The organism is Mycobacterium sp. 852002-53434_SCH5985345, assembly GCF_001667155.1.
In the GTDB taxonomy this organism is placed as follows: Bacteria; Actinomycetota; Actinomycetes; order Mycobacteriales; family Mycobacteriaceae; genus Mycobacterium.
Genome location: NZ_LZIE01000042.1, coordinates 151,908 through 176,374 on the forward strand (window position 1 = coordinate 151,908; position 24,467 = coordinate 176,374).

Genomic DNA, 24,467 nt, shown 5'->3' on the forward strand with positions numbered 1-24,467 from the left:
CACCTCTACTATGCCTGGTCTTCTGCGAGACGAGACGGTCCGTCTTATGGTAGCGACGGCCGGGCGCCGGCTCGTTATCCGCCCACCATCATCAGGCCGCCGTCGACCGCCAGCAGCTGCCCGGTGATGAATCCCGAACCGGGCCCGGCCAGAAAGACCAGCATCGGGCCGAGATCCCGCGCGGGGTCCCCCAGCGTCCCGCCCAGGGGAATCATCATCTGCATCTGCTGATCGATGAACGCGCTCGCGTCGGGGCCGAGGAACTCGCGTAACCGGTCGGCGCCGGCCGTCTGCACCGCCGGCGCCAGCGCGTTGACGGTGACCTTGTCCACCGCCCACGCTTTGGCGGCCGACCGCGTCCATGCCTGGACCGCACCCTTGGTGGCGGCGTAGACGGCCGAGATCGGGCTGCCCATCACGGCTTCCGACGAGCCGAAGTTGATGATCCTGCCGCCCTTGGGGTCCTGGTCCTTCATGACGGCGTAGGCGGCCTGATTGGTGAGGATGGTCGCCTTGACGTTGGTGTCCAACAGAAACGCGATCTCGTCGACGCCGATGTAACCGGGAATCCCGGCCTGCCACAGCCCCGCGGCGTTCACCAAAACGTCGAGTCCGCCCATGCCCTCGGCGGCTTGTCGCACCATAGCCGAGACGGCGTCGGCGTCGCGCACGTCGCACTGCAGCCAGCTGGCAGCGAGGCCGTCCGGCGGCGGCGTCTGGTGATAGGTCGCAGTGACCTCGGCCCCGGCGTCGCCGAGGGCCCCCACGGCGGCCGCACCGATGCCGGTCGCTCCGCCGGTGACCAGGATCCGCCGGCCCCGCAGCGGTGGCGTCGTGTCTGACATGCGCAAGACGCTACCGCCGGCGGGGCGGGCGGCTACGCGCGCACCGCGATCGTCGACAAGAGGTCGGCGAGCCGGTCCGGCTGGTCGATCATCGAGAAGGTTCTGGCGCCGCCGATGACCTCGAGGCGGGCGTTCGGGATGGTGGCGGCCAGGCGGGCCCCGTCCTCCTGCTCGAAGAACACGTCGTCGGCCGACCAGGCGATGAGGGTGGGCTTGTCGAACTCGGGCAGGCGGGCGGCCACGGCCGTCGTCACTTCCGTGCGCATCGACAGCGTGAACTGGCGCAAGTCTTCGGCGATGCGGGGGTCGGACAGCCCCGGTCGCACCCACGCCTCGGTGAGGTCGTCGATGTTGCGGTGCGCCAATCCGTCGAACGCGCGCTTGCGCGCCACCGGCACTCGCATGGCCTGGGAAACCGCCCGGAACGTCGTCTTCGACTTGGCCGCCAGGATCACCGGCTTGAGGATGGGTGGCGGAAAGTGTTCGAACGCATCGCAACTCGTGAGCACCAGGGCGCCGAGCCGCTCGGGGTGGTGCACGGCCACGAGTTGCGTGACGACCCCGCCCGTGTCGTTGCCCACCAACACCACGTCCTCGAGGTCGAGCGCGGTCAGCACCTCGGCGACCATCCCCGCGACACCGGTGATGGTCCGATCGGCGCCGCGGCGCAACGGCTCGGGATGCGCGCCCAGCGGCCACGTCGGGGCGATGCACCGCAGCCCGCGGTCGGCCAGGCGTTCGCTGACCTGGCGCCACAGCTGGCCGCCCATCATGTACCCGTGCACGAAAACGACCGGCCGGCCGCTTTCGGGTCTGATTGCTTCGTAATGGATGGTTCCGGCACTAATGTCGATCGTCGACATAGAGAACTCCTACCTCGGGATACATTTACAAACAGGCTGTCTGTTCGTAAGTTACCAACAGGTTGTATGGAAAGCAAGAGACGGACTCAGGAAGAGCGCTCCGCGGCGACCCGCGACGCGCTGATCGCCGCCGCCCGCAAGTTGTGGGGGCTACGGGGTTACGCGGAGGTCGGAACGCCCGAGATCGCGGGCGTCGCGGGGGTTACGCGCGGCGCGATGTACCACCAATTCGCCGACAAAGCAGCGCTTTTCCGCGAGGTCGTCGAGGCGGTCGAGCAGGACGTGATGGCGCGGATGGGCACCCTGGTGGCCGAGTCGGGTGCGACGACACCGGCGGACGCGATCCGTGCGGCGGTCGACGCGTGGCTGGAGGTTGCCGGGGATCCGGAGGTGCGTCAGCTGATGTTGCTGGATGCCCCGAGTGTGTTGGGGTGGGCCGGTTTTCGCGACGTCGCGCAGCGTTACAGCCTGGGCATGACCGAACAGTTGATCACCGAGGCGATCCGGGCCGGCCAGTTGGCCAAGCAACCGGTGCGGCCGCTGGCGCACGTGCTGATCGGTGCGCTCGACGAGGCGGCCATGCTGATCGCGACCGCCGAGGATCCGAAACGCACGCGCCGCGAGACGCGGCAGGTGCTGCACCGACTGATCGACGGCATGCTTACGGGGTCATGAGGCACTGAACCGATGGGGCCACCAGCTCCGCTCCCGTAAGAGGGTCGCGAGAGCGGGAACGGTGAGTGTGCGGACGACGAACGTGTCCAGCAGCAGCCCGCAGCCGATCACGAATCCGGCCTGGACCATCATGTCGAGCGATCCGATCATGAGTCCAAACATGCTGGCGGCGAAGATCAGGCCCGCCGACGTGATCACGGAGCCGGTACTGGTGACGGTGCGGAGCACGCCGACACGCAAGTTGCCGGTGGACTCCTCGCGTAAGCGGGAGATCACCAGCATGTTGTAGTCGGCGCCGACCGCGATCAACAGGATGAAGGCCAGGAGCGGGACCGGCCAGGCGATGGCGTGGCCGAAACCGTACTGGAACAACAGCACTCCCAGGCCCAAAGCGGCGAAATAGTTCAGCACGACGGTGCCCAGCAGGTAGAGCGGGGCGACCACGGAACGCAGCAGCAGGATCAGGACGACGCCGACGATCAGCAGGGTGGCGGTGGCCAGCCGGGTGAAGTCCGCGGACAGCATGTGTTGGAGGTCGGAATTGACGGCGGTGAAGCCGGCCATGGAGATGGAGGTGCCTTCCAGCGAGGTGTTGGGCCGGGCGGCGTTCGCCACTTCGGTGATCTTGCGGTCCAGGGCCATCGCGTCAGCGGAGTAAGGGTCGTACGAGGATGCGACGGCGAATCGGGCGGTGCGCCCGTCGGAGGAAATGAAATGCCTTGCCAGGTCGCTGAATTGCCGATTCTCAAATGTCGACGGAGGTAGGTAGAACCCGGAGGCGGCGTCCGATCCCGAGGTGGCGCGAGCGGCGTTCTGCAGCTGGGCGGCGACCTGGCCCATGCCCCCGAGTAGCCGAATGTTGCTGTCGGCGAGGGTATGTACCCCGTCGGCCAGCGCCTGCGCGCCCGCGGCGAGTCGGCTGACGCCGCCTTGCAGACGGTGGATGTTGCCGATCAGGTCCGCGGGGTCGCCGGTCGCGCCGACCGTCCGCTGCATGGTGGTGGCGGCGTTTTGGATATCGGTGAGTGTGCCGGCAAGGGTGGCCGTTTGGCTGAACTGATCGCTGAGTCCGGCCACCTGGTCGAAGAATCCACCGTTGCGCAGCGTGACGAGTACGCGGGTTTCGTCGCGCAGTTGCGCGCACTGTGGCGTGGTGGCGCACCAGGGTGAGGCATTGAGGCCTTCGACGAGTGGTTCGATCGCCGCAATGGCGGCGGCGGCTTGTTGGGCCAGGGGCCGCAATCCCGCGCCGGTGTGCACGGCTTGATCGACGGCGGGTGCGGTTGCTTTGAGTTGTTGCAGCAGGGGCCGCGCGCCCTGCAGCTGTTGACCTCTGCTTCCGGCTTGGTCCAAGAGATCGGTCAGGGGTGTGAGCGCGCGCCGCAGCGTGGTGTCGAGTTGGCCCAAGCCGGCCGCGAGTTGGTCGGCACCGTTGGTGAGCTTGGCAAGGTCGTCCTTGTGGGCTTCGCCATCGGCGACGGTATCGGCCATCTTTTCGCCGATTTGCCCGTTCTGCCATGACAATTGCGCTTGATCGAGCCGGTTCCCGGTGGGGCGGGTGACACCCGAGACGCGAGTGACCCCGGGTAGCTGGGCGACCCGCGAGGCCAGCGCATCGAGGTCGGCGAGGCCTTTGGCGGTCCGCATGTCGGTGCGGGATTGCACGAGCAGAAATTCGTTGATGGCGGTGTCTTTGGGGAAATGCCGATCCAACAGCTGATAGCCCTGATTGCTGGGGGTGCTCGCGGGTTGTCCCTTGCGGTCGTCGTAGCTGATCGTCATGGTGGCCACGACGCCGGCCAGGGCCAGCAAGACCACCAGGCTCGCGGCCAGCACCGGCGTTGGTCGTCGTACCACCACGACGGCGATCCGGTTCCAGTACTGGCGAGATAAGTCGGCGCGCGGCTCGGCGATGCCGCGTTTTGCCGCCAGCGCCAATAACGGCGGGAGCAGCGTAACGGTGGCCAGGAATCCGATCAGCACGGCAATGGCACATGCGGGGCCAACACCCTGGAAGACGCTCAGGCGAGCGAACACCATGGAGGCCAGCGCCAAAGCGACCGTCGCCGCTGAAGCCAGGATGACGCGCCCGATGCTGCCGCAGGCATGAATGATGGCCTGTTCGGGGGCATTTCCACGCCGTCGTTGTTCGTGATAGCGACTGATCAGGAACACGCTGTAGTCGGTGCCGGCGCCCAGCAGAACCGCGGTCATGAACGCGATGGTGAATTGCGAGACCGGAACGCCGAATTCACCGAGTGCCGACAAAACGCCTCGGCCGACGGCCACGCTCGCGCCGATCACCAATAGCGGCAACAGGGCGGTGGCGACCGATCGGTATACCAGCAGCAGGATGAGTCCGATCAGGGCGGCGGTCGCGATCGAGATGAGCAGCAGCTCGTGTTCGCCTGAGCCGATCTGATCACGGAACGTCGCGGCCGGGCCGGTGACGCGGGCGGTGGTCGATGACCCGGTGACGACGGAGGACACGTGCGCGCGCACGGCGTCGACCGACTCGGCTGCCTTTGGGTCACCCAGTGTGCCGGCGATCCCGATCGGCAGGAACCACGCCTTTCCGTCTTTGCTCACCGCGCGGCTTCTGGTGGTGGGCTCGGCAAGTAGATCCTGCACCAGCAGAACGTGAGTTTTGTCGGCGCGCAGCGCGACCACGAGGGCGTCGTAGCGTTGCCGCGCGGGTGGGGTCAGCCCGGCGGGGTCTTCCATCGCGATGACGATCGAGGTCTTCGCACCCCGCTCGTCGAACGCCGCCGCCATACGATCGAGCGCTTGAAACGACGGCACGTCACCGGGCAAGAGCTGGACCGACTGCTGGCGCACGACCGTCTCCAGCTGGGGGAAGGCGATCGCGAGGATCGCAGCCACGCCGATCCATGTGCCGATCACCCATGCCTTGCGCCGGACGGCAAGTCCGCCCAACGCGGCAAGACGCGCACTGTATTCACCGGTTCGCTCAAGCTGGGGCTCGGCCCGGCGGGGCGCGCCAACCAAACCCGTTCCCGAAAAGATCCCCCGTTGCACCGCTCCCCCTATGATTGGTTGGTGAAACAGTTCACCAAACCATGTTGGTGAGATCCTTCACCAAAGTGGGGTGCGGGCGCAAGTCCGTGAGCCAAACGAAAAAGGAGCCGGTTCTCGAATGGCAGTGCATCGTGGCCTAACCGCTGATCAGCGACGTGAACAGCGCCGCGGGCAGCTCATCGAGGCTGCCTTCGACACGATTGCCGAGCAGGGGGTGAACAATCTCCGGGTGCGGGCCGTCAGCGCGAGCGCGGGGCTCAACGACCGTTACTTCTACGAGAGCTTCCGCGACTGCCACGAATTGCTGATCGCGACTTTCGAAGACCAATTCAGCCGCGCGTTGACGGGGATCATGGCGACGGTCGCGGAGTCACCGCACGAACTCGAGGCCCGCGCCCGCGCCGTCATCGAGTTCGCGTTCGGCTTCATCGACGAAGATCCGCGGCGCCCGCGGCTGCTGATCGAGCTGCAAACGGCCGAAGCGCTCGCCGGGCGTCGGGACGAGGTGATCGACGTCCTCACTCAAGTGATGGTCGGGCAGGTACGGGCACTGCTCGGTGCGGCCGCCGGTACCGACGACAACGTCATGCTGACCGCGCTGACGGTGGTCGGCGGCCTTCTCGAGTTGATCACCCAGTGGTACCGGCGCGAAATCAAGGTCAGTCGACCTCAGCTCATCGAGTTCATGACGGCGCTGGTCGTGACAACGACGGATATCGCCGGCGCGCTCGAACGCCGACTCACCGCGGAGGATCTTTAGGCACCGCGAACGGCGGCGACACCCGCGATGACGCCCTGAATGAGCCGGTCGAGATGCTCGGCGCTGTCGACGGCCGGTTGCCCCGCGACGAACGTCATCATGATCCCGTTGATGAAAGCCAGCGTGGCGATCGCCTGGTCCTCGATCAACGCGGGCGCGGGCGCGCTCTCCGCGGGATGCCATTGGGTGACGACGTCGCGGGCCAGGGTGTAGAGCAGTTTCGCGGATTCGCCGAGGGCAGTGGCCAGTTCCCCGTCCCGGCCGGCGAGCAACGCGAGCTCGTATCGGGCCTTGGCGCGGGTCAGCCAGGGCTCGCTGTTGACGTACATGACGATGCGGGCCAGCCCCGCGGTGCCGGTGAATTGCGCCGCCGGATCGTCGGCGAGTTCGGCCATTCGGGAGAAGTCGGCCACATCGAGTTCGGCCAGCCGGGCCGCGATCGCGTGCAGCAGCGCCTTGCGGGTCCTGAAGTAGAACGACGCGGTGCCGGCGGGTACGCCGGCGTGATCGTCGACCCTGGGATGGCTGACCCCGTGGACGCCGTTAGTCCCCAGCAGTTCGATCGCGGCGTCGGCGAGTTGGCGGCGCCGTTCGGGCGCGTTGTGCTTTCGACGTGCAGCGATGCGTCCAGTCTAAAACTGACCGCAGTTGGGCGCGGGCGGTTCTCCGTTGAATCGGGCGGCGATCCACTGCATGGCCGGCTCGCCGTCGACGAGCATGGGCAACGCGTGGTTGATGACGAGCTTGTCGAGGAACGGTGGCTCCTCGTTGGTCCGGAACTCGACGTCGGCGTCCTGGGCGCACCAGTCGCGACCGAGTTGGTTGGCCGCGGTCCACGGCACCAGCGGGTCGTAGCGGTTGCTGTCGATCAGCACCGGCGCGTTGGGCTTGTAGCGCCCGATCCGCTGGTCCTCGAAGAGGGTGTTGAACGGCTCCTCGTTGACCAGTTGTTTGATGTCTTCGGTGAAATAGGGCTGGATATGGCGAAACATGAAGTCCAGCAGGGTTTGTCCGACGCACTGGCGCGAGACCGACTCGAGCATCGCGAGTCCGCGGGGAGTCATCTTGGAACGGATGACGTCGGCGAACTCGGGATAGGCGGCCATGACGCTGTTGAGCGCGTACCCGACGACACCGACCAGCGCGCTGCCATCCGCGTACGGCAACAGCTCCTTCAGGTTGGCCGGCGGGGCCCCGGCGTAGGTGCCGACGATGTGGAGTTCGGGGGCATAGCTCGACGCCAGCTCGGCCGCCGACGCGGTGGCACCGCCGCCCTGCGAGTAGCCCCAAAAGGCCACGGGACCACGGGGATCCAGCGAAGTGTCGGGGAGCTTCATGGCCGCACGGGCGGCGTCGAGCACCGCCTGCCCCTCGGCGACGCGGCCCACATAGGTGTGCATGGAGTTGGTGCCGAGGCCTTCATAGTCGGTCATCACGATGGCGAAACCGCGCGCCACCATCGTGGCGACGAACAGCTCCTCGTAGTTGAACATGATGTCCCAGCCGCCCGAATAATGGATGCCCTGGTTGAACATTCGCGACGGCGCGCACTGGTTGCCTTGGCCCTGGGTGCCGGGTGCGTAGCTGATCAACGGCCGTGGTCCGCTGCCCGGCCACGCGTTGTAAGGCTCGAAGTATGTTCCGGTGACCGCGATCGGGTTGCCACGAGTATCGGTGCTGCGGTACATGATTCGGGTGCCGGTGGCCATGATCGCGCCCAGCTGGCCGGACGGCTCGAGGACCAGTCGCGACGGTTCGGTGCGTATCAGGTCGCCCGGCCGGCCGGGCGGTAACGGGTCGGGTGGGGTGTAGAACTCCGCGTACCGCGGTTCGTCCCCGCCGTCGGCGTGCGCGGTGCCGGCACGACCGAGACCGACCAACGCTGAGGCGAATATCAGCAGGACGGCGAAAGTTCCCCCAACCCGGCGCATCACGGAACGGTAACAACCGGGCGGCGGCCAGGGAAGGCAAATCTCTAAATTTTTAGAGATTCGGCGACGCCTAGCGGTGGTTCTGGGCGAAGAACTGCCAAATGGTATCGGTGGCGTCCAGCGCCGTCGAGGGTGGCGGGATGCCCGCGAGCTTCGCGGCGAGGGGGCTGGGTTCACTGCCCGGCCATTGATGGCCTGCGCCGGCCACCGAGATCAACTCCACGGTGCGTCCGTCCGCGCAGGCGGCGATTTGCGTCGTCACGTCACCAGTGGTGCTCGAGTTCGGCGCTCCGCAGGCGTCAATCGCGCGCCAGGTGGCATTCACGGACTGCGCCGACGGCCCGTCGACGCGAGCAGTTCCGTTGAGCGCGAACGCCTTTCCAGGCCCGCCGTCGTAGGGCACTCTGTCGTCGGCGGTGCCGTGGATTTGCAGCACCGACGCGCGCCGCGCCCGGGAGCAGTCGGTCAGCATCGTGCCCGCCACCGGGGCGATCGCGGCGAACACGTCCGACTGGCAGCCGAGCCGGAGCGCCATCATGGCTCCGTTCGACATGCCGGTGACATACACGCGCGCCCGGTCGATGGGCATCCCTTGCTCGATGGCGCCAACCATGGTCGTGATGAAGCCGACGTCGTCCGCGCCGACGCGCTGCGGTTCGCCGCAGCACGTTCCGGCGTTCCAGGCGCGGTTGATGCCGTCGGGGTAGGCGACCAGGAAATGCCCGGCGTCGGCCTCGGTGTCCCAGTGGTAGGCGCGCTCGGCCTGCTGGCCCGTGCCGAAGCCTCCGTGCAGCATCACCACCAGAGGGGCCGCATCGGTCAGTCCCTGCGGCCGGTACAGGTGATAGGTGCGGCTCACGCCGCCCGACTCGACGCTCTGGGTGGATTGCCCGACCGGGATCGATTGCGAGCCGGGCGTTCCCAGCGCATGGCCGCCGCCCAGGCAGCCGCCGGGCACGACGGCCAGGACGGCGACGAGGCAAACGCTGAGAGCCCCGGCGCGGCGCGATCGCATGACGCCATCGTGGCAGCCGCTGGGGATTTTGACAAGTCACTTGTCAATTGTGCTGCGGGTGGCACACTCTTCCCATGCGACGCCCTCTGCATCCGGACTGGCAGCCCACCGTTCCCGCGCTGGTGAACCTGGTGGCGGCGTCCGGTGCGCCACGGTTGCGGGCGGCGTTTGCCGCGGCGGGACTCGACGGGATCCGACCGGCCCAGGCGGTCGCGCTCGTACCGTTGGCGGCCGGTGGCCTGCACGCGTCGGATCTGGCCGATCGGCTCCAAGTGAGCCGGCAGGCGGTCGCCCAGGCGATCACCGGACTGGAGCGACACGGCTACGTCACCCGAGTCCCCAACCCGCTGGACGCGCGAGCCCGAATCATCGAGGTGACGCCACGCGGCCGGCAAGCGTTGCGGGTAATGCGCTCTAGCGCAGTCGAATTGGAGCGGCAGTGGGAGCAGGTCCTAGGGCATCAGCGATTGACCACGCTGCGTGAGTCCTTGCAGATGTTGCTCGCGGCTCAGACCGAATCGGCGGAAGAATAGCCGCCGCCGAAATTCCCATGTCTTGATCGTCGCCGACGGCCTAGGCTCGACCCAAGACAGTGAACAGGAGTCGCCGTGCCCATCTTCATGGTCGAGCGCAACTTTGCCGAGGAACTGGAGCCCGGTCTCGAGGTTGCCGACGGTATCAATCGGATCAACGACCTCGAGGGCGTTCGCTGGATGTACTCGTTCCTGTCGGCGGACAAGCGGAAGACCTACTGCCTGTATGAGGCGCCGTCGCCGGAGGCCATCAGGTCCGCGGCGGCGCGCGCCGGCCTGCCCGCCGACTCCGTCGTCGAAGTGAAAGAGCGCATGATGCCGGACGGGGCGCTGTCCGACATCTGAGGGCGCTAGCCGAGAAGCTCGTGGTCGGCCGCATACATCGCCGCCTGCGTGCGGTTGGCGGCGCCGGTTTTGATCAGGATGTTGCGCACGTGGTTCGCGGCGGTGTTGGTGCTGATGAAGAGGCGCTCGCCGATCGCGCGATTGCTCAACCCCTCGGCGAGCAGCCGCAGCACCTCCACCTCCCGTTCGGTCAGGCCGTCGGGACCCACCGAACCCGCGGCCAGCACCGAATCCGCCAGGTCGACGACGCGGGTCTGCCCGATCGCAGCGGCGATGGCGCGCGCCTCGTCGGCCAGACGCCGGGCATCCTCGGTGCGACCACATGACGAGGCGAACAACGCGTGCCGGGCCAGTGTCTCGCTGACATGCACCACCGAGCCCATCCGGCGGTCCATCTCGATCGCGGCGACGAAGTGCCGCTCGGCAGAGGCACCGTCTCCGCAGAGCGCCGCCATCCGGGCCAGATATCGGTCGGCGCTGCCGAACAGCGCGACGAACTGGCCGGCCACCAAATTCTTTCCGGCATAACGCGAGACGAATGGGCGCAGCGCGTGGACCGCTTCGCGGTGGGAAAGCCCTAACGCCGCCTCGACCATGAACACCAGTTCCATCGGCCACTGCGCATCCTCGAGGCGGTCGCCGAGGTTGCGGTTGAGCAACTGATTGAGCGCACGGTTCATGCCGCGTTCGCACCGCAATTCGGTGTAGAGGGCAAGCAGCCCGGGCACCCAGCGGCCGGTGAACGTCTCACTGCCGTCGATGAAGCCCCCGAATCTTTTCAGGTCGCCGGTTTCGCGGCGGATCATGAACATTTGGACCCCGTTCGAGCCCTCGGTGTCGTCGGCGCCGAACAGATCGCCTGTGCGCAAGGCGATGTCGGCCCATCGTTCGGCACCGGCGAAGTCACCGCGCAGGTAGGCCAACGCTTGTTCGATGCACGCGCCGACAAAGCCGAAGGCGGCTTGACCGCAGCTTTGGGCCGCGCGCCGCATGTCGGCGGTCGCGACGGCCAGGCCGTCGGGCCGGCCGGCCAGGTAGCTGACCATGGCGTGGAAGTGTGACGCCGCACCCAACGACTCGTAGTCGCGGCGTGCTAGCGCCATGTGCGATACCTCGGCGGCACGCTCCGCCTGGATTTCGCTCATCTCCGGGGTGAGGCCTTGCCACAGGCTCGTCTTCAACGTGTGCAGCAGCACCCCCTCGTCGCCGACGGCCCGCGCGCGCTCGATCGCGTCGGCGCCGACCTCGCGGGCCCGCTCCGCCTCGCCGGCGAAGGCCAGCGCGCGCCCGAAGCTGCCGAGCGCCTGCACGTAGCGGGGGTCATCGGCTTGCAGCCCGCACGATTCCAGCGCCGACGCCAGCAGGTCGGCCGCCTTCGAAGTCGACTGTCCGGGGCGCCAATTCGCCTCCTCGTAGCCGACGGCAGCCTCCAGCCGCATCAGCGGGTCGTCCATCGCGCCGATGCGTTCGTAGATGCCCCGCGCCCGCACGAAGAAGCCGGCGCGCACATGGTTGGCCGCCGCGTCGAGGTGCAGCCTGGCCCGCTCCGCGAGGCTGAGCTCGGGAAGCGAGGCGGCCCGTTCGAACCACTTGGCCGCATCCTCATAAGCCAGGCTGTGCTCGGCCATCCGGGCCGCCCGGCGCGCATACCGCAACGCCTGCTCGTGGTAGCCGAGCACGTGCGCCATCAGGAAGTGGTTGGCCAAACGCGGAACGAGCGATGGGTCGGCACGTCCCTCCAGCGCCTCGGCGGCGCGCGCGTGCATGATCCGCAGCCGCGATGCCGCCATCCCGCCGAGCACCGATTCCCGGGTCAGCGCGTGCACGAACGCGAATTCGCCGTCGGAGTCGTGCACCGCGCGGACCAGCCCGACCGCCTCGGCCGAATCGATCGCCGCCAGCGTCGCGCCGACCTCCGTCTCGCAGGTCGAGATGAGCGCCGGCAGGTCGAACGTCTGGCCCAGCACCGCCGCCTGCTCGATGACCGCGCGCACGCCGGTCCCCAGCCCGGCGAGGCGGCGGGCGATCGCGTCTCCGATGGACCCGGGGACCGTGTGCTGCGTGCCCAAAGTGGCCAGCCCGCCGCGGATTTCGAGGTCGTTGACCAGTTCGGTCAGGAAGAACGGGTTGCCGCCGGTCCGCTCGCGCAGCAGCGCGGCGGCCGTGCGCACCGAGGCCGGGGCCAGCTGCTGGGTTCGTGCGACGAACTCGGCGATCGCCTCGGTGTCCAGGCCCGCCAGGTCCAGGCGCCGCACCCCGTCGAATCGGTGCAGCTCGGCCAGCCGGGTGGCCAGGTCGTCGGACCGGTCGGGCTCGGTCGTGCGGAACGTGACCACCACCAGAACGCGCACATCGGCGCAGCCGATCAGCACGTGCTCGAGCAGCGCGAGGGTGGGGAGCTGCGCCCAGTGCAGGTCGTCGAGGATCAGGGCGATCGGGCGATCGACGGCCAGACGGCGCAGGAAGCCGGTCAACGCGTCGAAGAGGGCCTGCCGCGCCGACCCGACGTCCGGGGCCGGGCCGTCGTCGGGCAAATGCCGAATCACTTCCGGCGAGAGCCGTCGCAGCTGCGGCCCCGCGTCGCTCAACGGTTCCGCCATCGAACCCGGCGGACCGGCGATCAGCAGCCGGTCGAGCGCTTCGGCGAACGGCGCGTAGGGCACGTCTTCGTCGGCGGTCGAACTTCCCACCAGCACCGCGACGCCGTGGTCGAATAGCTTGCCGGCCACCTCCGCGGCCAGCCGCGTCTTGCCGGCCCCGGGCTCGCCGCCGATGAAAACCGCCTGGCGATTGCCCCGCTCGACCCGCCCCCAGGCCTGCTCGAACACCGCCAGTTCCGCATCGCGACCCACGAGCGGGCCCCGGCGGCGAGCGATCAGTTCGGCCGGGAGCGGGGGCGGCACCCACTGCGCCATGCAAACAAGGTAGCCGCGTCGGTATTGGTCGGTCGATAGTCAGATGTGACTATCGTGGAATGCCTCGGAAATGCTCGGTTGTGGTCATGACGCGCGGTTCGCCGGCCTCGTAACGTCGCCGCATCAAGACCGGCGAGCAAACAAGGAGGTGTGGCCATGAGCCTCACAACCGCAACCGATGAATTACGCGCCAGGCTCGGCTCGCAGGTGATCCTGCCCGACGACCCGCGGTACGAGGAGGCGCGGGCGGTCCACAACGGCATGATCGACAAGCGGCCGGCGGTGATCGCGCGCTGCGGCTCGCCCGCGGATATCGCGACCGCGCTGGAATTCGCGCGCGACCGCAACCTCGTTGTCGCCGTGCGCGGGGGCGGTCACAACGGCCCCGGCTTCGGCACCGTGGACGGCGGACTGGTCATCGACCTGTCGCCGATGAACCGGATCGACGTGGACGCCGACAGCCGCACCGCCCGGGTCGAAGGCGGGGCGACGTGGGCGCAAGTGGACGGCGCGACGCACGCATACGGGTTGGCGGCGCCGTCGGGCATCATCTCTTCCACCGGGGTCGGGGGCCTGACCGTGGGCGGCGGCCACGGCTACCTGTCCCGCAAGTACGGCCTGACCATCGACAACCTGGTCGAGGCGGAGCTGGTGCTGGCCGACGGCCGCGTGGTGCGGGCGTCCGAATCCGAGCATCCCGACCTGTTCTGGGCGCTGCGCGGCGGCGGCGGAAACTTCGGCGTGGTCACGTCATTCACGTTCCGGCTGCACCTCGTGCACACCGTGATCTGCGGTCCCACGGCATGGCCCGCGTCGGCCACCGCCGACATCCTCTCGTGGTACCGGGACTTCATGCCTGCGCAGGACGGGGATCTCTACGGATTCTTCGCGGCCATGACGGTCCCGCCGGCGGCACCGTTCCCCGAGGCGTTCCACCTGCAGAAGGCGTGCGCCGTGGTCTGGTGCTACACGGGCGACCCCGCCGGCGCCGAGGAAGCGTTCGCGCCGGTCCGGCAGATGGAACCGGCCTTCGACGGGCTGGGCGCCGCTCCCTTCCCAGCGCTGCAGTCCACCTTCGACGGCCTGTATCCCAAAGGGCTGCAATGGTATTGGCGCGGAGACTTCTTCCGCACGGTGCCCGACGGCGCCGTTGCGGCCCACGCCCGCTTCGCCCAGGAGCTGCCGACCAGGCATTCCACGATGCACCTGTACCCGATCGACGGTGCGGTCCATCAGGTCGGCCAATCCGACACGGCGTGGGCTTACCGGGACGTCAACTTCTCCCAAGTGATCGCGGGGGTGGACCCGGACCCGGCGAACGCGGAGTTGTTGAAACGCTGGGCTATTGACTACTGGGACGCCACCCATCCGTACTCGGCCGGCGGTGCCTACGTGAACTTCATGATGGACGAGGGGCAGGAGCGGGTCCGGGCGACCTACGGCCCGAACTACCAGCGGCTCACCGAGGTCAAGGCTCAATTCGATCCCGGCAACGTGTTCCGGATCAACCAGAACATCCGGCCCGCGGGCTGAAGGGGCTAAGGCGTTTTGAGGAACACGTCGTTGAGTGTGACGGTGCGCAGGTTGCGCTCGCGGATGGTGTCGACGAGCTGCGGGTAGACGTGCGTCACGGGCAGGTGATTGAGGTGCCCGATGACGATGGCCTGCGGCGTGAAGTACTGATCGGCCATCTGCACGATGTACTCCTCGGTGATCAACGTCGAATCCGACAGCGACCCCGACCACAACGTCGGCACGGTATAGCCCAGGTCGGCGGCCACGGCGTCGACCACGGCGTTGCGCTTCGCGTACGGCGGCCGCCAGTACGGCTTCGCACCGATGCCGTACGTCTTCTTCAGGAATTCGTCGTTGCGGCTGAGCTGTTGCGCGACTTGATCTTTGGGCAGCGTCGTGAGGTCCGGGTGTGACCAGGTGTGGTTGCCGAGTTGGATCTGTCCGCTGTCGACCAGGGGCCGCAGCATCTCCTTGTTCTCGGTCCAGGAGTCGTAGGTGCCGTTCACGAAGTAGGTCAGACGCACGCCGGTGTCTTTGGCGAACTGGGTGTACGCGCGCACCACCTCGCTGTTGACGCCGTCGTCGACGGTCAGCGCGAGCAGGTCACCCTCGCCGGGGATCTTCATCAGCGCGCCCCCACCGGGCAGCGGGATGCGGGCGCTCAGCGGTGGCGGCGGCAACAGAGCCGACGGGGCGGTCGGACCCGAGGTCGCCGCGCCGGAAGCGGCCGGCGCCTGGGCGAACGTTCGCGGCTGCGGGTCGACGACGAGCCGGGCCGCGCCCACTCCGGCGACGACTGAGGCGGCGAGCGAACCGAGGAACTGACGGCGATTCATCGCGGGCAGGCGAAGGCCGGGCGCAAATGTCGGACGGGGTGATCCGGACTGGGCCCGGTGTTGGCTGCGCCGCTGCGCGCTTCGAGCCGACCCCCGGAGGGGTCGCTCGCCGTACACGAAATCGCCAGCCATCAGCAGCGAACCGTACCACTACCAGGAACAATATGTCGGATGCGTTACGGGAGGGTCAGCTGTGAATTTCGCGATCAGTGTGATTCCGTGCCGCCGCGCTGGGGCAGCTGCACCGGCTCGGCGGCGGGTGTGCCCAGCGTCGAGGCCAGCCAGGGCAGCGCCGCCTCAAACGCCCCGGCGGCAAACGGCCAGTCATGCTTGCCCGGCTGGCTGACCACGGCGCAGGTGATGCCGTTGGCGCTGGCCGCCGCGCACAACGCGTTGGCGGCGGCGTCCTGGCCCTCCGGATTGGCCGCCGGGTCCGTGCTGGGCGCGCTCCCGGTGGGGTTGGCCTCTGCCGCCACGTCGCGCGGCTCCGAGGATCCCGGGACGTCGAACCAGCCCGACAAACCGGTGTAGCGACCATGCCGCGCGATCACGGTCAGGGGGTCGAACGCGGCCCAGGCGGTGCGGTCGCCGCCGAACAGCTTGGCGATCGTCTGATCCCTGGGGCCGACGTTCGGGCTGCGGTCGCCGGCGATGTCCACGAACGCGCTGAACAGTTCCGGATGCATGACGGCCAGGTCAACCGCGCAGGTGCCGCCCATCGACCATCCCGCGACGCCCCAGTTCGCCCGGTCGGCGCTGACGCCGAAGTTCGACACCATGAACGGCACGATGTCCTTGGATAGGTGATCGGCGGCGTTGCCCCGGCTGCCGTTGACGCACTCGGTGTCGTTGTCGAACGACCCGGTGGGATCGACGAACACCAGCACCGGGGAGAAGCCGTGATGCGCGGCAGCGAAGTTGTCGATGGCGGTGAAGGCGCCGCCCGGGCCCAGCCAGTCGGCCGGGGTGTTGAACGCGGAGCTGATCATCATGACCGCCGGCAGTCGGGGTGGCGGATTGCTGTTGAACCATGCGGGCGGCAGATAGACCAGTTCTCGGCGGTGCCGGAAGTGGGAGGCGTTGTCGTCGATGTCCACCGGCACCACCACGCCCTTGGTCGGCCTGGTCCCGGCGACCTGCATCTCGGTGACCCGGAGCCGGTCGATCTGGTCGGGCAACGGCACCGAGGTCAGTTGGTTCCACGCGGCAAGCGCCGTCGGGAAGTAACCCACCCAGCCGTTCAATGCCAGTCCCGCGCACAAGGCGCTCAGCGGTATGGACAGCACGGCGACCCCGCGACGCCACCAGCGGGCGCCCCGCCAGCCCACCAGGAAGACCGCGGCGGCCAGGCCGCTCATCGCGATCCACAGCCACAGCGTCGTCGGCGCCGGGTCCCCGGCCACGCCGAGCGACGTGATGTACCAGTACGCGAGCGCGGTCACCGCGGCGGCCGCGACCAGGGCCGCGGGCAGCACCCGCTTGAGCCAGCGCGGCGCACGCCACTGGATCGCGATGATCAACAGCAGCAGCGTCAACGCCTGCACGGTCGGCGGAAACCAGCCGTGCAGCAGGGACAGTCGTCCGAAGAATTGGTCCAACGGTCGTTGCCTTTGCTGGGTCGATCGCTGCGCGGGGCGGACCCGTGGTCTTTTCGAACGCGGGGGGTCGGGAACAACTATCCCACACCAGCCCCACCCGTCCGCCTGCCAGCGTGGCGTGTGGGCGCGGTGGTCTAGGTGGCCGCGACGCTGCTGAACGAGCGCAGCCGCAGGCTGTTGGCGACCACGAAAACGCTGGAAAAGGCCATCGCGGCGCCCGCCAGCATCGGGTTGAGCATGCCGAGCGCGGCGAGCGGTATTGCGGCGATGTTGTAGCCGAACGCCCAGAACAGGTTGGTTTTGATGGTGCTCAGCGTGCGCCGGGACAGCCGAATCGCATCGACCGCGGCGCGTAGGTCACCGCGCGTGACGGTGAGGTCGGCGGCTTCGATCGCGACGTCGGTGCCGGTGCCCATCGCCACCCCGAGATCGGCGGTCGCCAGAGCGGCGGCGTCGTTGACGCCGTCACCGACCATCGCGACGACCTTCCCTTCGGACTGCAGCCGCCGGATGGCGGCGAGCTTGTCGGCCGGCATCGTCTCGGAGATGACCTGCGTGATGCCGACCTCGCCGGCGATCCGGTCCGCGACGCTCCCGTTGTCGCCGGTCAGCAGGATCGGCGTCAGGCCCAGCCGCTTGAACTGCCGGACCGCTTCGGCGCTGGTCGGTTTGACGGTGTCGGCGACCACCAGGATCCCGCGGGCGCGGCCGTCCCAGCCGACGGCGACCGCGGTCTTGCCTTCGCCCTCGGCGCGGGCCTTGCCCGCCGACAGCGCGGCGTCCAGCGGCTGGCCGCTGTCGGCCAGCAGGTTCGCCCGCCCGATGACGACGGTGCGGCCGTCGACGTCTCCTCGCACACCGTTCCCTTCGAGGCTGGCGAAGCGCTCGGCGGCGGGCAGCAGTGCACCGAGCTCGGCTTTCGCGGCCTGCGCGATGGCCCGCGCGATGGGATGTTCGGACGCATCCTCGAGCGCGCCGGCGTAGCGCAGCAGCGTTTGGCGGTCGGTCCCGGGCCCGCTGATCACGTCGACGAGGGTCATCTTTCCGGTGGTGACGGTGCCGGTTTTGTCGAGCACGATCGTGTCCACGTTGCGCGTCGACTCCAGGACTTCGGGCCCCTTGATCAGCACGCCGAGCTGAGCCGCGCGGCCGGTGCCGACCAGGAGGGCGGTCGGGGTTGCCAGCCCCAGCGCGCACGGGCAGGCGATGATCAGCACCGCGACGGCCGCGGTCAGGGCCGCGGTGAGCGGGAAGCCCAGCGCGACCCACGCGCCGAGCGTCGCCAGGGCGATGCCGATCACCACGGGGACGAACACGCCGGAGATGCGGTCGGCGAGCCGCTGCACCTCGGCCTTGCCCGATTGGGCCTCCTCGACCAGCTTGGCCATGTGCGCGAGCTGGGTGTCGTCACCGACCCGGGTGGCGCGCACGACGAGGCGCCCGCCGACGTTGACGGTGGCGCCGGTGACGGTGTCGCCCTCGCCGACCTCGACGGGGACGGATTCGCCGGTGAGCATCGAGGCGTCCACGGCCGAAGAACCCGAGACCACGATGCCGTCGGTGGCGACCTTCTCCCCGGGCCGGACCACGAAGTCGTCCCCGACCGCGAGGCGGTCCACGGGGATGCGGGTTTCGCCGGTGTCCCGCAGCACCGCGACCTCCTTGGCGCCGAGCTCCAGCAGGGCGCGCAGCGCGGCGCCCGCCGTCCGCTTCGAACGCTTCTCGAAGTACCGCCCGGCCAGCACGAACAGGGTCACACCCGCGGCGACTTCCAGGTAGATGTTGCCGGCGCCGTCGGAGGGGTGGACGGTCAGCTCGAAAGCGTCGCGCATGCCCGGTTCGCCGGCCGTACCGAAGAACAGCGCATACAACGACCACAGGAACGCCGCCAGCGTGCCGATCGAGACGAGCGTGTCCATGGTGGCGGCGCCGCGTTTGAGGTTGGCCCAGGCGGCGGTGTGGAAGGGACGGCCTCCCCATACGACGACCGGTGCGGCCAGGACCAGCGATGCCCACTGCCAATAGCGGAACTGCAAGGCCGGAACCATCGCCATGGCGATCACCGGGCCGGCGAGCACGGCCGCGGTGATCAGCCGGGTGCGCAGCGCGCTCAGCTCGGGGTCGTCGGCCGTAACGGAGGTTTCCCGCCGGGGCGGCAGCGCGGCGGTGTAACCGGCCTGTTCGACGGCCGCGATCAGCAATCGCGGGTCGTATCCCGAGGGGATCGTGAGCGCGGCCTTTTCCGTGGCGTAGTTGACGGTGGCTACCACGCCGTCGAGCCGGTTGAGCTTCTTCTCGATCCGGGCGGCGCAGGACGCGCACGTCATCCCCGCGATCTTCAGCTCGATCTGGCTCATCGGCGCCGCGCTCATGCCACCAGGACGGCCCGGTAGCCGGCCTCGTCCACCGCGCCGAGGACCGCGGCCGCGTCGATGGGAACAGAACTCGTGACCACCAGCCTGCCCGTGTCGGCGCTGACGTCCACGCGCTCCACGCCCGGGAGGCGGCCGACCTCATCCTTGACGGCCGCCTCGCAGTGGCCACAGCTCATCCCGTCGACCCGGTATTCGCTCGTGGTCATGACATTCCTTTCCTGATACCCCGCCGGGGTATCTCCACGCGCAACGTCCGCGTGCCGCCGAGGTATTCCCACGCCGAGCCGTTGGCGCAAGGGGGCGCCGGCGGAGCAACCCGGGAGGCAACGAGGACTCTTCCATTCTGCCTAGTGGAAGCCCCAAGCCAGCGTTCGGGATCGGCCCACGCCGGGCATCAGACGTAGCCGACGCCGATATCGACCGAAAGCTGGGTCGCCGTGACCAACCGGGACTGGTCGGAAACAAGCCAGGCGACGGCGTCGGCGATGTCCTCCGGCTGGGCGATCCCCTCGGCCAGCAGCGGCTTGTGCAGGCCCCGCAAGTGCGGGTAGGTGTCGGCGGCGGCCTGCAGCGCTTCACGCATGCGGCCGGTACCCATCGGTGTCGAGACCGCTCCGGGGTTGAGGCTGTTGACGCGGATGTTGTGCCGGCCGAGCTCGGCGGCGAACGCGCGAGCCATCCCGACGACCGCGTGCTTGCTCGCCGTGTAGTGGATCATGAACGACTGCATGTTGATGCCGGCGGCCGACCCGATGAGGATGATCGACCCACCGCGCTCGCCGTCGATGATGTGCTGAGCGCCGGCCATCACCGTGTTCCAGGTGCCGGTCACGTTCGTGTCGATGGTGTCGCGGAACGCTTCCGCGGTGATCTGATCCCACGGAGCGGGACTGCAGATCCCGGCGTTGGCGACGATGATGTCGAGGCGGCCGAGTTCGGCCACCGCCGCGTCGACTGCACCCTTGAGCGCCTCGAGGTCCCGGATGTCGACGGCCGCGGTGACGACCCGTTTGTCGTTGGCGCTCACCAGTCGTGCCGTCTCGGCCAGATCCACGGGTGTCGGCGAGTCATACGGAACGCTTGGCGGCAGCGGCCCGGCGATGTCAACCGCGATGATGTCGGCACCCTCGGCGGCCAGGCGCACGGCGTGCGCCCGGCCCTGCCCCCGCGCGGCGCCGGTGATCAGGGCTACCTTTCCCGAAGTGGATTGACTCATTGCTACTTTCGGCTCCTCCCGACGCTGGCTTCCTGTCGCGGCCACCCGCGGCGGGATGTCTGCTGTTCTGAGTTCGACTCGGCGAGCGTAGCGTCGACCTGACGCTGCCGGACAGCCGAAAGGAAAGATCATGACCGTCACCGTTGTAGACGCGGGCCCGCGGCAGGTAAGCCGGTCGGTCGAAGTGGCCGCGCCGGCCGCCGAACTTTACGCGATGGCCGCCGATCCCCGACGACACAGCGAACTGGATGGGTCGGGCACCGTGCGTGACAACATCAGCGTGCCCGCGGAACTGACTGTGGGGTCGAAGTTTTCGACCAAGATGAAGATGTATGGCCTGCCGTACCGCATCACCAGCACGGTGACAGCGCTGAAACCGAACGAACTGGTCGAATGGCGTCACCCGGTGGGGCACCGCTGGCGGTGGCAATTCGAGACGCTCTCGCCGACCCGAACCCGGGTCACGGAGACGTTCGATTATCGCGACGCCGGTGCGGTCAAGAACGCGTTGAAGTACTACGAGCGGATCGGGGCGTGCAAAGGCAACGCCGCCGGAATCGAAGCGACGCTGGCCCAGTTGCGCGATCGGTACGCCACGCGCTAACCGGGTCTCCGGCGCGTCACCCCATGCCGAGGCGTCGCAGGTGTTCGATCATGGTGTCGACCGCGGCCTCCAAAGGCGCGGTGTCGCGACGGACCTGGCTGAGCAGTAACCCGCCCTGGATGCCGGCGAGCATCGCCAGCGCGACGCGCTCGATGTCCGTCCCGTCGGCCAACTCGCCGCGCGCCGCAATCGCTACCAGGCCGTCGTGGATCATGTTCTCCCATTGGGCAAATGCCCGGGCAAGCTGGGCTCGCGCGACGGGATCCGACTCGGACAGCTCGTTGGCCATTGAGCCGATCGGGCAGCCGCCCGCACAGCCCATGCTGCGCATCAGGTCCACCATGATGCCGCGCCAGCGGTGCAAGTCCTCGACGCTGTCGATGCGGTCGAGACCCAGGTGCTGCACGCCGAGCACATGATCGGTCTGAAAGTCGATGACGGCGGCCACGAGATCGCTCTTGTCGGCGAAGTAGTGATACATCTGCGAGGTGCTGACGACCGCGGCCTCCTGAATGTCCTCGATGGTTGTCCGCGCGACGCCGCGCTGCAGCATCAATTCGGAAGCGGCGGCCACGATGCGCTCGCGGGTTGCGCGGCCCTTCGCGGTCAGCTTCTCGTAGGGGACCGGAGCCATAAGCCTCCTTCCGTGGAGTAACCCCCACAAACTACTCTTTTTGGAGTTGACACTCCATTTTCGGTCGAGCAGGCTGAACGCCATCGTCTACTAATCGATGCCGGAAGCCGTTGTGCGCCAAGCCGGCACGCATGTGAAGGGCAATGAACTCATGACCAGCACCGCCGACACCAACGAGACCACGATTGCCAACCGGGTCGCGCAATTTCAGCAGGGAATGGCAAGCCAGTTGCCTGAGGACGTTCTCAGCACCTTCAGCGCCGAGCAGGCGCAGCTACGGGCCGGCGGTACACCGGTCGGCGTCGCCGCTCCTGGCGACCCGATGCCGGATGGGCAGCTATTGGATGTGCGCGGCGTGCCCACCACCCTTGCCCAGAGTGTCGGGGGACGCAGTGCAGTGGTCGTGCTATACCGCGGTGCGTGGTGCCCGTACTGCAACCTGACGCTGCGTGCGTATCAGGAGCAACTGGTCCCGCAGCTGGCGCGCCGTAACGTCGCGCTGGTGGCGATCAGCCCGCAAAAGCCTGACGGTTCACTGTCGACGCAGGAGATCAACGAGTTGAGTTTCACCGTGTTGTCCGATCCCGGCAATCAGGTCGCGGCCGGGTTGGGTGTACTCACCGCTCCCAGCGAGGGCACCAGGGCGGCGCAACGCAACCTCGGTCTCGAGCTGGCCGAAGTCAACGCCGATGGAACGATCGGACTGCCAATGCCGACCGTGGCCATCGTCGACCACGCCGGGACCATTCGCTGGATCGACGTCCACCCCGACTACACCACCCGCACCGAGGTCGCCGACATCGTCGCTGCCCTGAGCGGCCTCAAGTGAACCCAGGGCGTCGCGAATTCGTGCTCATTTGGTGGACGAAAGCCGCGTCGTAATCCGCTCCGGCTCAAACCCGTTGGCGCAAACGCTTACCCGGTCGGGACAGCTCATCAGCCGATACGGACTGGTCATCGTGCTGGCCTGGATCGGGTTCGGGAAGTACGTGAAGATGGAATCCCGCGTGCTCATCGAGCACAGCCCGCTGATGAGCTGGATCTACGAGGTTTTCAGTGTTGCCACCGTCGCGCGCGGGCTGGGAACGATGGAAATCGTTGCCGCCCTTCTCATCGCGCTTCGGCCGGTGTGGCCGCGGGTATCGGCGGTCGGCAGCGCGCTGGCGGTGGTGCTGTTCATGGGAACGCTGAGCTTCCTCTTCACCACGCCGGGCGTGGTTTCGACGCATGCCGGTGGTCTTCCCGTGCTGTCTGCGCTGCCGGGCCAGTTCCTGCTGAAGGATCTGGTGCTGATCGGCGTCGCGGTGTGGAGCCTGGGTGACGCGCTGTCGCGGGGCAGGTCACACATGGGGCAGAACCTCGTCGGCCATTAGGTGCAGGCTGGACCAGCCCGCGTCGATAGGAAGGCCGCCGATGAGCGGGTTAATCACGACTTCTCTTCGGCCACCGTGGATCTGATCGATCAACTGTGTCGGGGTCAGGATCTCGACATGGTTGAGGCGGCGCAGGTCCCGGATCGAGGCCGGCTCGGTTTCGTTGGGCCGCGGGACGCCGGCCCGCTTCCAAGCGCTGTATTCGACCGCTTCCGACAGGATGAAGTCGCCGTAACGCGACCACGCTTCGTCGGGATCGGCGTGCAGCAGGGTGACGGTGCTGCCGTTCTCGGGGCGGTAGACGAAACCCTCGTTTCCGCGGTTGCGCAACTCCTGCAGATACACCGCCTCGACCTCGGGCATGGCCATCGGCGGTGAAAACGGAAGCCCGAAGCGGGCCGCGCGCCGGGCCGCCGCGGCCGTCATACCACCAACGAAAAGGATCGGATGCGGGCGGGTAAACGGCTTCGGCGTGACGTTGATGAGCGCGCCTTCGTGTTCGAAGGGTTGATCGCTCCACGCCCTGAGCAGCACCGTCAGGCAGTGGTCCATCAGGGTCGCCCGCTTGGGCCAGTCCTTGCCGACGGCGCGATACTCCTCGGGCCGGTAACCCATGCCGGCCACGAAACTGAAGCGGCCCTGGGTGAGGTTGTCCAGCACGGCGATGTCCTCGGCCAGCCGAATCGGATCGTAGAGCGGGACGATCAACGCGTTGACGCTGATGCGTACGCTGCGTGTGCGACCCGCTACCGCGGCGGCCAAAATCAACGGCGACGGAAGCCAACTCGTGGCCGCCAGGTGATGTTCTTCTGCGCTCACGGCCGTGAAGCCGCGGCGATCGGCGAACTCCGCCATGTCCAGCGCAGTCCGGTAGCGATCCGCCTGGCGCGCTGTGGGATCGGCGACATTGGTCATGTTGAGCCGCAGCGCGGTGAGTAACTTCATCGTCGTGCGTCGTCCGGGCGCGCGAAGAGCGTTCCGCCGATCAAGTCCTTGGCCGATTCCAGTGCAGCCGCGTACGCGTCCGGAGCCAGAGTGGCGGCCCGCTCCATGAGACCCCGCGCCAGTGCGTGAATCGCATCGGCAGCCGCGTCCGGGCGGGTGTCGGGAGGCAGCGCGCCCTGTGCCCGGGCGTCGCTGATGATCTCAGTTATCGTGTCGCGCAACGCTTTCAGCCCGGCGTACCGTGGCCGGCCGCTGGCCGGATGCTCGCTGCTTTCACTGCGAATGGCCCGATCGAAGGCGGCCAGATGGGGGTACTCGCGCATCAACCTGCTCGACTCGTCCAACACCGCTGCCAGGCGATCGACCGCGCCGTCGGCCCGATTCGTCGAGCACCGCCTCGATGCGATCGATGGCGGTCCCGGCACCCGCGGCGGCCGCCCGCAGCCGAGG

23 protein-coding genes are annotated in these 24,467 nt (G+C 68.1%); 8 read left to right on the top strand and 15 right to left on the bottom strand.

Annotated elements, in window-relative coordinates:
• Nucleotides 1-74 precede the first annotated feature (74 nt).
• On the bottom strand, nt 75-845 hold the full coding sequence (locus A5756_RS09625; RefSeq protein WP_066951272.1) for an SDR family NAD(P)-dependent oxidoreductase: 771 nt from the start codon (nt 843-845) through the stop codon (nt 75-77).
• A gap of 32 nt (nt 846-877) precedes the next feature.
• Entirely contained in the window at nt 878-1,708 is an 831-nt protein-coding gene (locus A5756_RS09630; protein ID WP_066951275.1) for an alpha/beta fold hydrolase, read from the bottom strand.
• Between the two features lie 66 nt (nt 1,709-1,774).
• Between A5756_RS09630 and A5756_RS09635 the strand changes: the two genes are divergently transcribed.
• Nucleotides 1,775-2,383, top strand: coding sequence for a TetR/AcrR family transcriptional regulator (locus tag A5756_RS09635; RefSeq protein ID WP_066951279.1), 609 nt, complete (start codon nt 1,775-1,777; stop codon nt 2,381-2,383).
• Here A5756_RS09635 and A5756_RS09640 read toward each other — a convergent pair.
• Nucleotides 2,378-5,392, bottom strand: a complete 3,015-nt coding sequence (locus A5756_RS09640) for an RND family transporter (RefSeq protein WP_082960015.1) — start codon at nt 5,390-5,392, stop codon at nt 2,378-2,380. The two genes, A5756_RS09635 and A5756_RS09640, sit on opposite strands and share 6 nt — an antisense overlap.
• A 148-nt stretch (nt 5,393-5,540) precedes the next feature.
• On the opposite strand from A5756_RS09640, the gene A5756_RS09645 reads away from it, so the two are divergent.
• A complete protein-coding gene (locus A5756_RS09645) occupies nt 5,541-6,182 on the top strand; it encodes a TetR/AcrR family transcriptional regulator (RefSeq protein WP_066951283.1) in 642 nt (213 codons plus the stop codon).
• Here the strand turns inward: A5756_RS09645 and A5756_RS09650 are convergent.
• The 3 genes from A5756_RS09650 to A5756_RS09660 all read right to left on the bottom strand — a co-directional run bounded on the left by A5756_RS09650 (nt 6,179) and on the right by A5756_RS09660 (nt 9,128).
• Nucleotides 6,179-6,739 (bottom strand): TetR/AcrR family transcriptional regulator, encoded by a 561-nt coding sequence (locus tag A5756_RS09650; protein WP_066951286.1) that lies wholly within the window; start codon nt 6,737-6,739, stop codon nt 6,179-6,181. The genes A5756_RS09645 and A5756_RS09650 overlap by 4 nt on opposite strands.
• 75 nt (nt 6,740-6,814) lie before the next feature.
• Nucleotides 6,815-8,113: a lipase family protein gene (locus tag A5756_RS09655; RefSeq protein WP_066951405.1), complete on the bottom strand. Its 1,299-nt coding sequence runs from the start codon at nt 8,111-8,113 to the stop codon at nt 6,815-6,817.
• 70 nt (nt 8,114-8,183) lie between these two features.
• On the bottom strand, nt 8,184-9,128 hold the full coding sequence (locus A5756_RS09660; RefSeq protein ID WP_066951290.1) for a PHB depolymerase family esterase: 945 nt from the start codon (nt 9,126-9,128) through the stop codon (nt 8,184-8,186).
• A gap of 74 nt (nt 9,129-9,202) precedes the next feature.
• On the opposite strand from A5756_RS09660, the gene A5756_RS09665 reads away from it, so the two are divergent.
• Both A5756_RS09665 and A5756_RS09670 read left to right on the top strand, forming a co-directional pair.
• The gene (locus tag A5756_RS09665) at nt 9,203-9,661 is read left to right on the top strand and encodes a MarR family winged helix-turn-helix transcriptional regulator (protein ID WP_066951294.1); all 459 of its coding nucleotides are present in this window, start codon (nt 9,203-9,205) and stop codon (nt 9,659-9,661) included.
• 75 nt (nt 9,662-9,736) lie between these two features.
• Complete coding sequence (locus A5756_RS09670; protein ID WP_066951298.1) at nt 9,737-10,006, top strand: DUF4242 domain-containing protein; 270 nt, start codon at nt 9,737-9,739, stop codon at nt 10,004-10,006.
• 5 nt (nt 10,007-10,011) lie between these two features.
• On the opposite strand, the gene A5756_RS26635 is transcribed toward A5756_RS09670, so the two are convergent.
• Nucleotides 10,012-12,921: a helix-turn-helix transcriptional regulator gene (locus A5756_RS26635; protein ID WP_066951301.1), complete on the bottom strand. Its 2,910-nt coding sequence runs from the start codon at nt 12,919-12,921 to the stop codon at nt 10,012-10,014.
• A 156-nt stretch (nt 12,922-13,077) separates the two neighbouring features.
• On the opposite strand from A5756_RS26635, the gene A5756_RS09680 reads away from it, so the two are divergent.
• Nucleotides 13,078-14,454, top strand: coding sequence for an FAD-binding oxidoreductase (locus A5756_RS09680; RefSeq protein WP_066951304.1), 1,377 nt, complete (start codon nt 13,078-13,080; stop codon nt 14,452-14,454).
• A gap of 5 nt (nt 14,455-14,459) precedes the next feature.
• Here the strand turns inward: A5756_RS09680 and A5756_RS09685 are convergent, their stop codons facing one another.
• From A5756_RS09685 to A5756_RS09705, 5 genes are all read right to left on the bottom strand, one after another.
• A complete protein-coding gene (locus tag A5756_RS09685) occupies nt 14,460-15,272 on the bottom strand; it encodes a polysaccharide deacetylase family protein (RefSeq protein WP_066951307.1) in 813 nt (270 codons plus the stop codon).
• A 206-nt stretch (nt 15,273-15,478) separates the two neighbouring features.
• Nucleotides 15,479-16,870 carry an alpha/beta hydrolase family protein gene (locus A5756_RS09690; protein WP_066951311.1) on the bottom strand — a complete coding sequence of 464 codons (1,392 nt, stop codon included), beginning with the start codon at nt 16,868-16,870 and terminating at the stop codon, nt 15,479-15,481.
• A 134-nt stretch (nt 16,871-17,004) separates the two neighbouring features.
• Nucleotides 17,005-19,242, bottom strand: a complete 2,238-nt coding sequence (locus A5756_RS09695) for a cation-translocating P-type ATPase (protein ID WP_066951315.1) — start codon at nt 19,240-19,242, stop codon at nt 17,005-17,007.
• The gene (locus A5756_RS09700) at nt 19,239-19,451 is read right to left on the bottom strand and encodes a heavy-metal-associated domain-containing protein (protein WP_066951320.1); all 213 of its coding nucleotides are present in this window, start codon (nt 19,449-19,451) and stop codon (nt 19,239-19,241) included. The genes A5756_RS09695 and A5756_RS09700 overlap by 4 nt, the downstream gene beginning before the upstream one ends.
• 188 nt (nt 19,452-19,639) lie before the next feature.
• A complete protein-coding gene (locus A5756_RS09705; RefSeq protein ID WP_066951326.1) occupies nt 19,640-20,461 on the bottom strand; it encodes a mycofactocin-coupled SDR family oxidoreductase in 822 nt (273 codons plus the stop codon).
• 130 nt (nt 20,462-20,591) lie between these two features.
• Here A5756_RS09705 and A5756_RS09710 point away from each other — a divergent pair, with 130 nt between their 5' ends.
• A complete protein-coding gene (locus A5756_RS09710) occupies nt 20,592-21,065 on the top strand; it encodes an SRPBCC family protein (RefSeq protein ID WP_066951332.1) in 474 nt (157 codons plus the stop codon).
• Between the two features lie 16 nt (nt 21,066-21,081).
• On the opposite strand, the gene A5756_RS09715 is transcribed toward A5756_RS09710, so the two are convergent.
• On the bottom strand, nt 21,082-21,699 hold the full coding sequence (locus A5756_RS09715) for a TetR/AcrR family transcriptional regulator (protein WP_066951335.1): 618 nt from the start codon (nt 21,697-21,699) through the stop codon (nt 21,082-21,084).
• A 151-nt stretch (nt 21,700-21,850) separates the two neighbouring features.
• Between A5756_RS09715 and A5756_RS09720 the strand changes: the two genes are divergently transcribed.
• Together A5756_RS09720 and A5756_RS09725 are read left to right on the top strand one after the other, a co-directional pair.
• Nucleotides 21,851-22,528 carry a peroxiredoxin-like family protein gene (locus A5756_RS09720; protein WP_066951408.1) on the top strand — a complete coding sequence of 226 codons (678 nt, stop codon included), beginning with the start codon at nt 21,851-21,853 and terminating at the stop codon, nt 22,526-22,528.
• Nucleotides 22,529-22,559: 31 nt separating this feature from the next.
• The gene (locus A5756_RS09725) at nt 22,560-23,072 is read left to right on the top strand and encodes a YkgB family protein (protein WP_232005337.1); all 513 of its coding nucleotides are present in this window, start codon (nt 22,560-22,562) and stop codon (nt 23,070-23,072) included.
• On the opposite strand, the gene A5756_RS09730 is transcribed toward A5756_RS09725, so the two are convergent.
• Together A5756_RS09730 and A5756_RS09735 are read right to left on the bottom strand one after the other, a co-directional pair.
• Nucleotides 23,040-24,017 (bottom strand): LLM class flavin-dependent oxidoreductase, encoded by a 978-nt coding sequence (locus A5756_RS09730; protein ID WP_066951339.1) that lies wholly within the window; start codon nt 24,015-24,017, stop codon nt 23,040-23,042. The two genes, A5756_RS09725 and A5756_RS09730, sit on opposite strands and share 33 nt — an antisense overlap.
• Nucleotides 24,014-24,467, bottom strand: a 454-nt coding sequence (locus A5756_RS09735; RefSeq protein ID WP_197505756.1) for a TetR family transcriptional regulator C-terminal domain-containing protein, incomplete at its 5' end; no start/stop codon positions are given. The genes A5756_RS09735 and A5756_RS09730, both read right to left, overlap by 4 nt.

Bases quoted from the DNA above. Each gene is read 5' to 3' on its own strand.
- A5756_RS09625 (WP_066951272.1), bottom strand. From the start codon at position 845: ATGTCAGACACGACGCCACCGCTGCGGGGCCGGCGGATCCTGGTCACC.
- A5756_RS09630 (WP_066951275.1), bottom strand. From the start codon at position 1,708: ATGTCGACGATCGACATTAGTGCCGGAACCATCCATTACGAAGCAATC.
- A5756_RS09635 (WP_066951279.1), top strand. From the start codon at position 1,775: ATGGAAAGCAAGAGACGGACTCAGGAAGAGCGCTCCGCGGCGACCCGC.
- A5756_RS09645 (WP_066951283.1), top strand. From the start codon at position 5,541: ATGGCAGTGCATCGTGGCCTAACCGCTGATCAGCGACGTGAACAGCGC.
- A5756_RS09655 (WP_066951405.1), bottom strand. From the start codon at position 8,113: ATGCGCCGGGTTGGGGGAACTTTCGCCGTCCTGCTGATATTCGCCTCA.
- A5756_RS09660 (WP_066951290.1), bottom strand. From the start codon at position 9,128: ATGCGATCGCGCCGCGCCGGGGCTCTCAGCGTTTGCCTCGTCGCCGTC.
- A5756_RS09665 (WP_066951294.1), top strand. From the start codon at position 9,203: ATGCGACGCCCTCTGCATCCGGACTGGCAGCCCACCGTTCCCGCGCTG.
- A5756_RS26635 (WP_066951301.1), bottom strand. From the start codon at position 12,921: ATGGCGCAGTGGGTGCCGCCCCCGCTCCCGGCCGAACTGATCGCTCGC.
- A5756_RS09680 (WP_066951304.1), top strand. From the start codon at position 13,078: ATGAGCCTCACAACCGCAACCGATGAATTACGCGCCAGGCTCGGCTCG.
- A5756_RS09685 (WP_066951307.1), bottom strand. From the start codon at position 15,272: ATGAATCGCCGTCAGTTCCTCGGTTCGCTCGCCGCCTCAGTCGTCGCC.
- A5756_RS09695 (WP_066951315.1), bottom strand. From the start codon at position 19,242: ATGAGCGCGGCGCCGATGAGCCAGATCGAGCTGAAGATCGCGGGGATG.
- A5756_RS09700 (WP_066951320.1), bottom strand. From the start codon at position 19,451: ATGACCACGAGCGAATACCGGGTCGACGGGATGAGCTGTGGCCACTGC.
- A5756_RS09705 (WP_066951326.1), bottom strand. From the start codon at position 20,461: ATGAGTCAATCCACTTCGGGAAAGGTAGCCCTGATCACCGGCGCCGCG.
- A5756_RS09710 (WP_066951332.1), top strand. From the start codon at position 20,592: ATGACCGTCACCGTTGTAGACGCGGGCCCGCGGCAGGTAAGCCGGTCG.
- A5756_RS09715 (WP_066951335.1), bottom strand. From the start codon at position 21,699: ATGGCTCCGGTCCCCTACGAGAAGCTGACCGCGAAGGGCCGCGCAACC.
- A5756_RS09720 (WP_066951408.1), top strand. From the start codon at position 21,851: ATGACCAGCACCGCCGACACCAACGAGACCACGATTGCCAACCGGGTC.
- A5756_RS09730 (WP_066951339.1), bottom strand. From the start codon at position 24,017: ATGAAGTTACTCACCGCGCTGCGGCTCAACATGACCAATGTCGCCGAT.